Source organism: Acinetobacter sp. YT-02 (genome assembly GCF_002412355.1).
Lineage (GTDB): Bacteria > Pseudomonadota > Gammaproteobacteria > Pseudomonadales > Moraxellaceae > Acinetobacter > Acinetobacter towneri.
The window spans coordinates 100,400-111,492 of record NZ_NOZT01000004.1 but is presented as its reverse complement, the minus strand read 5'-3'; the positions used below and the strand labels follow the sequence as shown (position 1 = coordinate 111,492).

10 protein-coding genes are annotated in these 11,093 nt (G+C 44.3%); 7 read left to right on the top strand and 3 right to left on the bottom strand.

Features of this window, described 5'->3' with window-relative positions:
• Positions 1-314: 314 nt before the first annotated feature.
• Entirely contained in the window at positions 315-2,282 is a 1,968-nt protein-coding gene (locus tag CF596_RS03310) for a BCCT family transporter (RefSeq protein ID WP_096901225.1), read from the bottom strand.
• 535 nt (positions 2,283-2,817) lie between these two features.
• On the opposite strand from CF596_RS03310, the gene CF596_RS03305 reads away from it, so the two are divergent.
• Positions 2,818-3,072 (top strand): TIGR03643 family protein, encoded by a 255-nt coding sequence (locus CF596_RS03305; RefSeq protein ID WP_096901224.1) that lies wholly within the window; start codon positions 2,818-2,820, stop codon positions 3,070-3,072.
• On the opposite strand, the gene CF596_RS03300 is transcribed toward CF596_RS03305, so the two are convergent.
• A complete protein-coding gene (locus CF596_RS03300) occupies positions 3,069-3,221 on the bottom strand; it encodes a DUF2256 domain-containing protein (RefSeq protein ID WP_076755130.1) in 153 nt (50 codons plus the stop codon). The two genes, CF596_RS03305 and CF596_RS03300, sit on opposite strands and share 4 nt — an antisense overlap.
• A 3-nt stretch (positions 3,222-3,224) precedes the next feature.
• The gene (locus CF596_RS03295; protein ID WP_096901223.1) at positions 3,225-4,748 is read right to left on the bottom strand and encodes a cryptochrome/photolyase family protein; all 1,524 of its coding nucleotides are present in this window, start codon (positions 4,746-4,748) and stop codon (positions 3,225-3,227) included.
• Positions 4,749-5,131: 383 nt separating this feature from the next.
• Here CF596_RS03295 and nudC point away from each other — a divergent pair, with 383 nt between their 5' ends.
• The 6 genes from nudC (at position 5,132) to CF596_RS03265 (ending at position 11,086) form a co-directional block, all read left to right on the top strand.
• Entirely contained in the window at positions 5,132-5,905 is a 774-nt protein-coding gene (nudC, locus tag CF596_RS03290; RefSeq protein ID WP_171324809.1) for an NAD(+) diphosphatase, read from the top strand.
• 227 nt (positions 5,906-6,132) lie between these two features.
• The gene (locus CF596_RS03285) at positions 6,133-6,681 is read left to right on the top strand and encodes a lipocalin family protein (RefSeq protein ID WP_096901222.1); all 549 of its coding nucleotides are present in this window, start codon (positions 6,133-6,135) and stop codon (positions 6,679-6,681) included.
• A gap of 138 nt (positions 6,682-6,819) precedes the next feature.
• Positions 6,820-7,806, top strand: coding sequence for an acyl-CoA desaturase (locus tag CF596_RS03280; RefSeq protein WP_096901221.1), 987 nt, complete (start codon positions 6,820-6,822; stop codon positions 7,804-7,806).
• On the top strand, positions 7,803-9,086 hold the full coding sequence (locus CF596_RS03275; RefSeq protein ID WP_096901220.1) for an FAD-dependent oxidoreductase: 1,284 nt from the start codon (positions 7,803-7,805) through the stop codon (positions 9,084-9,086). Before CF596_RS03280 ends, CF596_RS03275 begins: the two co-directional genes overlap by 4 nt.
• Positions 9,087-9,095: 9 nt before the next feature.
• Positions 9,096-9,884, top strand: a complete 789-nt coding sequence (locus CF596_RS03270; protein ID WP_096901219.1) for a DUF1365 domain-containing protein — start codon at positions 9,096-9,098, stop codon at positions 9,882-9,884.
• Positions 9,881-11,086, top strand: coding sequence for a cyclopropane-fatty-acyl-phospholipid synthase family protein (locus tag CF596_RS03265; RefSeq protein ID WP_096901218.1), 1,206 nt, complete (start codon positions 9,881-9,883; stop codon positions 11,084-11,086). Before CF596_RS03270 ends, CF596_RS03265 begins: the two co-directional genes overlap by 4 nt.
• The last annotated feature ends 7 nt before the right edge of the window (positions 11,087-11,093 follow it).

Genomic DNA, 11,093 nt, shown 5'->3' with positions numbered 1-11,093 from the left:
ATTGAAGAATTGCTGCCGCACTGCTGGAAACCTAAATCGAATTAAAAAATAGGTATGGGATTCAGCGGACGCTTACAAAGTTCTTAGCTATTTTTAAGTATAGAAAACCCGACCAGGGGAGATCGGGCTAAAAAATAAACTACCGCACTAATTTCTGCAATAAATATAACTTAAATCACAAAAAAATAAAAATATGAGCATTCATTCACAGATCGGGCTAGTTGTCCTTCGGATCAAACCAATTTCGTTACACTCATTGTTTTGAGCATAGCAAATTCAGGCAATTACACAATTTAATTTACATTCTCCAATACTTAGTTGCGAACCACATTTAAGAAATATAAATGCCGCTCATATTGTTCCAAAATGTCTTGAAGTAAGTCTTCTTGTGTCCATTCCATCACATTGTAGTTTTTACCACCTTCCCGTAAAAACACTTCAGCAATATAAGACTGCTGAGTATCTTCATTTTGATCTTGAAGCATAAAGCTTGGAGGGAGAGTTTTACTTACAGCTACTTGGTAAATAAAATTAATTTCATCATGATGATTGACTTTGAATAGTAAGCCTTGATCACTTTCGACAATAGATACATTCAGTTGGCGACGTTGAAATTCACGCTTTAAATTCTGAAATGCTTGACGTACATCCTGTTTAATATAGGCTTTGACTTCGGATTCACTGTGAGGCGAATGCATAATTAAACTTAAACGCTGTTGCCAGCTTCTTGGATTATGTATAGCGCGTGGTGTGATTCGAGCACTTTGTAAAGCTTGCATCTTAGTCACATCTAAACGTAAGGCTTTGATGAGTCCGATGCACAATAGCAGCATAATAAAAGTGAACGGTAGGGCACTCATAATAACTGCAGACTGCAAAGCTTCTAAGCCACCTGCAATCAATAAAATAATAGAGAGCACAGCAATAGTTGCTGTCCAAAACAGTCGTTGCCACGCAGGAGAATGTTCTGTTTTTGCTGTTAAATAATCGGTGATTAAAGACCCAGAATCTGCAGAAGTCACAAAGAATAGAAAAACTAAAACCGTTGCAAGTAAGCTAGAAGCCCCAGAAAATGGCAAGTGCTTTAAAAACTCAAATAAGGCAACAGAAGAGTCTTTTTCTACAGCAGCAACTAAACCTCCCTGATTTTCAAAAAGAATACTAAATAGCGCGGCATTACCCATAAAACCCATCCATACCAAAGTGAAACCTGTGGGAATGAGTAATACCCCTACAATAAATTCACGGATGGTGCGTCCACGGGAGACACGAGCGATAAACATACCAACGAATGGCGACCATGAAATCCACCAAGCCCAATACATGATGGTCCATCCACCAATCCAGCCTGTAGGCTGATAAGCATACAGATTAAAGGTCATTGCAAATAAATTGGAAACGTATTGACCAATGTTCTGAATGGTGGTTTGTAAAATATAAATACTCGAACTGGCGAAAAATACAAATGCGAGCAGTATTACGGCCAAAATGATATTTAGTTCAGAAAGTCGTTTAATGCCCTTATCAAGACCAAGAAAAACTGAAAATGATGCGAGTGCACTGACTAAGATAATTAAGATAACTTGGGTTTGAATACTATTTTCAAAATCAAATAGATAATTTAGCCCAGAGCTAATTTGAGTTACACCAAAACCTAAAGTGGTTGCGATACCGAATATTGTGCCTATAGTTGCAAAAGTATCAATTCCATCGCCAATAGGGCCATAAATTCGCTTGCCAATAATTGGATATAAGCCTGAACGCACCTTTAAAGGTAAGTTATGTCTAAAAGAGAAATAAGCAAGACTTAATCCCACTAAAGCGTAAATAGCCCAGGCATGCAATCCCCAGTGGAAAAAAGTAATACGCATGGACTGTTGGGCAGATTGGATGGTTTCGGGTGTTCCAGTCGGTGGGCTAACATAGTGCATAACGGGTTCGGCCACACCAAAGAACATTAAGCCAATACCCATTCCTGCGGTAAATAACATGGCAAACCAAGAACTATTTTTATATTCAGGTTCGCTATGATCTGGACCTAATTTAATACGCCCCATTTTAGACAAGGCGATACAGGTAAGCGCGATCAGAAAAATGGCGACAGCAAGTACATAAAACCAACTAAATGAGGCTGTGATCCATTGGTTTAACTGATTGGTGAGCAAGTTAAAAGCATATGGTGTAAATATCACTAATGCTAAAAAAACAGAAATAATAATCACGGTGCTAAAAAATACATTTGGATTGACGTTATCAAACCAAGATGCTTTTTTGGAAGGCATAATTCCCCCGTATTTTGTCGTAGTTTGGTGCGTGTAGATAAAAGCAAAAATTTCACATTGAGTGAAAAGATAGGAAATCAATCCCTTGATGAGTGTGCTTGGTACAGAATTATCGGCAGAACAACTGATTTTTAATTATATCATTGGATTTACCTTTTAGTAAAACCTAGGGTGTAAAAATGCATTTCAGTATTTTATATACGGTAAATTTTTAGTTAGGAAAAGTGTGGCTAGTAAATCGATGGCTATTCATAGCTTATAAGGCTAATAATTCTCTAGCATAATCTGAAAAATCAACTAGCCTCACAGAGGCTTTGTTGCATAAATATGTAAGCATCTGATTTAAATAAATTTAATTTTGGATCAAAAAACAATCAAAACTTTAAAATCATATAATTATGAAATCTTTGTGCAACAAAGCCTTCGTAAACTAGAAAAAATCACAAAAAATTCATGATTGTACTGTTATTCTTTTAGTTAAATTAAAGTCGATAAAGCTTATTCACGCTTCATGATGATTAAAAACGAGAATAGTATGAATCAATTTTCTGAACAAGACGTATCCAGAATTATAGAAATGGCTTGGGAAGATCGAACTCCTTTTGAAGCTATTTTATGTGAGTATGGTTTAAATGAAGCGGCGGTGATCAGCTTGATGCGGCAAAATATGAAAGCATCGAGTTTTAAAATGTGGCGTGAACGCGTCACCGGCCGAAAAACCAAACATCTGCAACTGCGTTCACCCGACGTGATACGGGCCTATTGTTCACGGCAATACAAGCGTTTCTAAGCGTTTGACTTTGACCGTTGTCTGGACTCACGTTTACATCGTTCAGAACAGTATCTGACTTCCTCCCAGCAGCGTTGCCATTTTTTGCGCCAAGTAAAAGGACGCAAACAGTGCATACAGATTTTTTCAGGAAGATGCTGTTTTTTCATGGTTTATAACTCATCAATCCGGCTAAGAAGTTGCTGGGCATGGCTGATGATCTGCGGCCGATCTTTAAGCTTGTCCAGCTGTCGATAGATCATGCCCATACGTGGATGAGTACGGAATGTCGCTTCATGCCGGATCATGAAATACCAGTACAGGCTGTTGAAAGGACAGCTGTCCGGTTCGGTACGGGTTTTGACATTGTAGCTACAGTGCTTGCAGTAATCCGACATCTTATGGATATAATTGCCCGAAGCCCCATAGGGTTTGCTGGCCATCAAGCCGCCATCGGCATGCATCACCATGCCCAAGGTGTTCGGTAGTTCTACCCATTCATAGGCGTCGGCATATACTGCCAGATACCACTCACTGATCTGCTGCGGGTCTATACCAGTTAATAAGGCAAAATTTCCAGTCACCATCAAACGCTGAATATGATGTGCATACGCATGCTGAAAAGTATTACGGAAACACTCAGCCATGCACTTCATCTGAGTGCGGCCAGTCCAGTAAAATTGTGGCAAAGGGGTTGAGTACTGCAGCGCATTGCGGCTGGCATACTTCGGCATGTACAGCCAGTAAACTCCGCGGACATATTCGCGCCAGCCGAGGATCTGCCTGATAAAACCTTCCACTGCATTCAGTGGTGCATGACCTTCATGGTAGGCAGCTTCTGCCGCATCACAAACTTCTTTGGGCAGTAACAGACCACAATTTAGATAAGGCGAGAGCAGGCTGTGAAACAGCATGTCTGCACCCTGAACCATGGCATCCTGATAATCTCCGAAATGCGGCAAACTGTGGGTAATGAAATGCTCCAGTGCAAGCAGAGCATTGCTACGTGTGGTGGCCCAGCGGAAGTTGTCAAGGCTGCCAGCGTGAAGTGGAAACTCGCGCTCAACCAGTTGCATTACATCCAGATCAATCTGATCGCGTTCAAAATGAAGTGTTGGAGGCAATGGTGGAGTGCCTGACCATGCCTTGCGATTGGCGCTGTCATAGTTCCACTGTTGTCCAAGTGGCTGCTGTCTCTGCATCAAATAACCGGTCTGTTTACGCATTTCCCGGTAAAAATATTCCATGCGCAACGTCTGGTAACGGCTGGCCCAGTGCCGGAACTGTTCCGGGCTACAGAAAAAACGATCGTCATCCAGACATTGTACCGGCAGTTGCAGCTGCTGGCTCCAGTGCTGTTCAATCTGCTGCTGCAGGCGGTATTCCCCGCATCGGGTCATTACCAATTCTGTGACGGGGAAGAGCAGTTGCTGTGCCTGTACGAAATCCAGCAGGCTACGAATCGGACTGCTGGACTGAAAGGCATGGTAACGTACACGCCAGCCTTTCGCTTTGAGCTCTTTGGCAAAATGCCGCATCGCGCTAAAAATCAGGGCAATTTTCTGCGGATGATGGGCGACATAAGTCGCTTCCTCAACCACTTCGGCCATCAGGATCACATCCCGGGTACGGTCTAGCGCTTTAAGCGTAGCAAGCTGATGATGAAGTTGGTCACCCAGAATTAAACCGAAACGCATAGCCTTTCCAGACCCGATCAAAGATAGCCTAGTCTATAGCCAGCCAGTTCAATTTTTTGTGAAAATACAGATCAGTCCGCATGTTCAGTTAATTCAGCCCGACCAGATGATCTGGTGACATTGCAAAGGAATCATGATTGCTACAATAACAGAGTGTCCATCTCTATAATGCTACAGCCAGTTAATGAAACTCGCTTCGCATTATTCCTGAATACATAAATGTTGTGAAAATTATGTGATTTTAATCAAAAAGATACAAATTATTATGGTTGTAATTCAGGCAGCGTGCGCTTAGTATCTAAAGAGAAGTTACTCTATGTAAGCTTCCTTAGTTTTGTCCCATACACCCCCATGTATGGGATTTTTTTTAATCAGTGGATGTCATGAGCATGCATTCAAAAGCGTATATTTTTAGACAGCAGCAATTAATGGTGGATGAGCATTTTCAGTTGCCGCTGGTAGCAAGACTGCAGCACGACTTGGATCTGTCGGAAAATGGCCAGGTTATTGCACGGGATCTAAAAGAAAATGAATTAGTACCTGAAGGCTATCAACTAGTCCCGATCCGGCAATTGGTGCAGGTCTGGAGCAGGCCACAGTTTGAACAAGCCAGTCGCGCTGTGCAGTTGCTAGAGTGGCGCCGTAATCACCGCTTTTGCAGTAAATGTGGCCACCCGACCCAGCAGCACGTCAGTCACTATGCTATGGTCTGCCCATCCTGTGGTTATAACCAGTATCCGCGTGTGAATCCTTGTGTGATCACTATCATTACCCGAGGTACAGATGAAATTCTGCTGGCAAAAAATGCTCGTAACAAAACCCAGATGTACAGCCTGATTGCCGGATTTGTCGAAGTGGGCGAAACCCTGGAGGAGGCGGTACGCCGTGAGACGATGGAAGAAGTGGGACTACAAATCAAAAATATTCAATATCTAGCCAGTCAGCCGTGGCCGTTTCCCAGCAATTTGATGATGGCCTTCAGGGCAGAATATCATGCAGGCGAGATTCAGATTCAGGAAAATGAACTCAGCGATGCGCAGTTTTTTAAGTTTGATCAGTTACCCGAGATTCCGTTCAAGGGCAGTATCGCCTATGCCATGATTCAGCATGTGATGCATGGCACACCTGTTGCCGATGACAGCAAAGAATGGCTTTGAATTAACTAGTCTGGTTTGACTGCTTAAATTAAGAAAAGAATCAGGAGGTTTATTTTCGATCGGTGTAATTCCCGAGAACCTGAATTTTCTAATGTTGAAGACTTAATTATTTTTTAGCGGATAAACGAATGGCATCTCAACAAAAACTGAATCGCAGCATCTAATCTTCACGCTTTGTTCACATCCAGCTGGGTTATGCTAATCCTGAAATCAAACAAGGCTTAAAAATGAAGATGCTATTCAAGTCGGTTTTCGCAGTTACAGCGCTGGCCATCATCAGCTTAAGCTTTACTGCCCGAGCTGAAACGGTTGCCCCTCAGGCAGTCGATCAGGTGGATATCCGGCAGTATGCGGGTAAATGGTATGAAATTGCGCATTTACCGATGTATTTTCAGCGTAAATGTGTCTCGGATATCTCGGCACAATACACTGTCAATGCCGATCAGACCATGGGCGTCTTAAATAGCTGCTGGATTGAAAATGGTGAAATGATCAGCTCTGAAGGGGTAGCCTATCCGCAAAATCAGGGCAACAGCAAACTGAAGGTCAGCTTTTTGCCGCCAGGTTTAAGATGGATTCCGTTTACCAAAGGGCATTACTGGGTATTACGCGTGGATCCGGAATATAAAGTGGCGCTGGTCGGTGGACCGAGTACCAAATACCTGTGGATTTTATCGCGCGAACCGCAACTGGATGAAGCCACCTATGAGTCCTATCAGGATACAGCAAAATATTATGGTTACGACGTTACAAAACTGATCAAATTGCCGCATTAATCTGTTACCCTTTTGCCGAACTCATTAGTCTCTCTACAGTTCGGCTTTTTTTTTATTTCACTTCACATAAAATTCATATCTGACTGATTAGACTCATCAAATAGAATAAAGACAACCGCTTAAAAGTAGGATGAGTCCATGTTGAAAAGCCTGATGCGATGGATAGACAGCTGGTCCATACACACATCGCCTGAAACGCTGACCGCTGAAAATAGTAAAATTCAGTGGTTCAGAATTTTACCCTTTATTCTACTGCATCTGGCCTGTCTGGCAGTATTCTGGGTGGGGGTATCGTGGTTTGCACTGGGTTTTATGCTCGCATTCTACCTAATCCGCATGTTTTCCATTACGGCCTTTTTTCATCGCTATCTGTCACATAAAACTTTTCAGACTTCGCGTCCGGTGCAATTCCTGTTTGTGTTAATTGGAACTATGAGTGCACAGCGTGGTCCGCTATGGTGGGCGGCCCATCACCGTTATCACCACCGCTATACCGATACATTACAAGATCCACACTCCTCAACACATGGTTTTTGGTACAGCCATGTCGGCTGGTTTTTAAATGAATATAATTTTGCCACGCGTAAAGAAGTGATCAAGGACTGGCTGAAATATCCGGAACTGATCTGGCTGGACCGCTTCAGTTTAATTGTGGTGCTGCTGACCGCGGGAGGAATTTATGCACTCGGGGAGTGGGTGGCCATCACCTGGCCGCAACTTGGTACATCAGGCCTGCAATTGCTAGTGTGGGGCTTTGTCGTGTCTACCGTGTTACTGATCCATGCCACCTTGTGTATCAATTCACTGGCGCATCATTATGGCAGCCGAGATTTTGACACGGATGATCACAGCCGCAACAATTTATTCCTGTCGATCATTACCTTGGGCGAAGGCTGGCACAACAATCACCATTATTATGCCGGCAGTACCCGGCAGGGTTTTTACTGGTGGCAGATTGATGTGACCTATTACCTGCTGAAACTCATGTCTTTGTTCGGGCTGGTCTGGGGACTCAAGCCCATTCCGGCACGTGTCTATGACGTCAGTAAAATTGCCCGGGCTCGAAAACAGAAAAAAGCTGCCAAGACCGGCACTCCGACTATTCATTCAAAGGAATCACCATGAAAATTGCAATTATTGGTTCAGGTATTTCTGGTCTGTATGCTGCCTGGAAACTCAGCAAAGCGCATGAAGTCACAGTCTTTGAAAAGAATAACTACTTTGGTGGTCATACCGATACCCATCAGCTGAATATCGATGGTGAACAGGTTGCGGTGGACAGTGGCTTTATTGTCTTTAATGAGCATAACTATCCGCTGTTCTGCGCCATGCTAAAAGAACTTGGCATTCAATCGCAAAGCAGTGACATGGGCTTTTCGGTGAATAATCAGGTCACTGGCTTACAGTACAATCCTTCAAAAAAATTCTCGTTATTGTTCCGACCTCAAAACTTTTTTAATGCAGATTTTCGCGCGATGTTGTCGGATCTGTTCCGCTTCTATGCCGTCAATAAAGATCTGGATGTCGAGCATGTCGATGCACAGCTCAGTATAGATGAGTATCTGGATCGGCATGGCTATTCCGAAGCCTTCCGTCAGGAACATCTCTATCCGATGTGCGGGGCGCTGTGGTCCTGCCCAGTGGAACAGGCCGGACAGATTCCGTATAAGTTTGTGGTGAGCTTTTTCCAGCATCATCGCATGTTGCAGCTCAAAGACCGTCCTTTATGGCTGACGGTCAAGGGTGGATCAGCTCGCTACGTCCGTGCCATTCAGGCCCAGTGCAATATCACGCTTCGTAAAACTGCTGTGCATCAGGTGTCTCGCAGTGCCAATGATGTGCTGATTGAAACCCAACAGGGCAGCGAGCTTTTTGACTGGGTGATTTTCGCCAGCCACGCCGATGACAGCCTGAAACTGCTGAAAGACCCGACCGCGCAGGAGCTGGACGTGCTAGGCAAGTTCCGCTATCAGGATAACCGCATGGTGGTACATTTCGATACCTCTATCATGCCCAAATCCCGTCGCCAGTGGGCCAGCTGGCATGTACACGTCACGCCGACTCAGGTCACTGAACAGACGCCATTTCAACACAGTGGCACACATTATGGCTTTAGCTACTGGATGAACCAGTTGCAGAACCTGAACTGCAAAACCCAGGTCTTTGCCACCCTGAATCCTAATTTTGCCCTGAATCCGAAAAAAGTCTGGATAGAACGACATTACCGTCATCCAGTGTTTGATGCCCCAGCGATTGAAGCACAGCAACGCTGGGCCGAGGTCAACGGCCAAAACCGCACCTCATATTGCGGCGCTTACTGGGGCTGGGGCTTTCATGAGGATGGGGCACGTAGCGCATCATGGGTAATCGATCAGTTATTAAAACAGGCCGAACAGGCAGACTAGGAGCGCATGATGCAGATGTATCCACTTGCGATCGCCACTGCTGAAATCCGGCATCGACGTTATTTGCCCCAAGCCCATGCTTTTAAAACCCAGCTGAGCTATCTATGGTTTGATCCAGATCAACTCGCGACGTTTACCCGAAAATCCTGGCTGTGGTCATCTAAACGCTGGAATTTCCTGACCCTAGATGAGCGAGATTTTCTGACTATGGAATGTGGCTCGATTCGGCAGAAGATTGCACGCCTGCTGATCAAGCGGGAAAACTACCTGCTTCCGCATGCCGCGTCTATCCGGGTGCTGGCTTTACCGCGCACACTGGGTTTCCGTTTCAATTCCGTAGTATTTTATCTGGTCTTTGGTGCCACCGACCAGTTGCTCTTTGTGTTGAGTGAAATCACCAACACACCGTGGAATGAACGACAGGTCTACATTCACGACTGCCGGAACAATGCAGACGAATATGCGCCGTACCAGAGTCACCAGTTTGACTTTAAAAAGGCCTTTCATGTGTCGCCGTTCATGCCGATGGGGCTGGATTATCGCTGGCGCTTCAGTTTTTCGGATCGGCAGAACGTGATTTATATGCAGCTGTTTGAGCAGGCCGTGCTGCAATTCGATGCCACCCTGAAATTTTCCCTAGAGGCCATCACAGTTCCTTCACAGCAGCATCGCTATGCTGTACTGAAAGTTCTTGAACCCTTCAGGATGGTCAGCGGAATTTATCTGCATGCCTTTCGTTTATGGAAAAAGAAAATTCCGTTTTACCGCCATCCTAAAAAAGAAAAAGGAAAGATATGACTATGAAAACACTGTTAATGGGAGAGCACACCGAACTGCCAGTGGTATTACGGCATTTGCTGAAATTGCGTCATGGTCAGTTAATATTTAAAGGTATCTGGAATGGTCTGGTCGGGGAAAACTACAGTGACTTACATGCTGTAATTCAAGTTCATGACGAACGCCTTATCGATTTGCTGTTCCGTAATGGTGTACTGGGGGCAGCAGAAGGATTTATTCGTGGTTACTGGAGCAGTGAAGATCTGGTTAACGTAATTCGTATTCTAGCACGTAATCGTGATGTGCTTGATCGGATGAATCAAAACGTAGTGGCAAAAGCTAGCCAGTTGGTACTCAAGGCTTGGTATAGATCCCGCAAGAATTCGATTGATGGTAGTCGTCAGAATATTGCTGAGCATTATGACTTGAGCAATGATTTTTTTAAATTGTTCTTAGATTCCAGCATGATGTATTCCAGTGCGGTGTTTAAAGAACCCTGTATGAGCTTGGAACAAGCTTCAGATTATAAAAAAGAACTGATCTGCCAAAAACTTCAATTGCAACCGATGGACCATTTGGTTGAAATTGGCAGCGGCTGGGGAGGCTTTGCCATTTATGCGGCTCAGCATTATGGCTGTAAGGTGACCACCATTACCATTTCCAAAGCTCAGTACGATGAAGCACGCGCCCGAGTTGCTGAAGCAGGGCTGTCTCATCGGGTATCTGTACAGCTTCAGGACTACCGTTTACTCGAGGGCAAATACGACAAGCTTGTGTCGATTGAAATGATTGAAGCAGTGGGTGAGCAATATTTACCAACTTATTTCCAAAAATGCCGCGAGCTCCTTAAGCCGAATGGTCTAGCGTTGATACAGGCGATTACCATTGAAGATGCACGCTATGTTAAAGCTTTAAATACGGTGGATTACATCAAGCGTTATATTTTCCCTGGTAGTTTTATTCCATGTATCAGTGTGATGACGCAAACGGCTTCTGAGCAAAAACTTCGTCTCAAACATCTGGAAGATATTGGTCAAAGCTATGCCCAGACCTTGCACTGCTGGCGTCAGCGTTTTCTGGAGCAACGTGATCAGGTGCTGCAACTTGGTTTTGATGAGCGCTTTATCCGCATGTGGGATTTTTATCTGTGTTATTGCGAAGGTGGCTTCCGCGAAGGTGTGATCAGCGATGTTCATTTGCTGTTTGAAGCCAGTGCTTACTAAGCAGAAA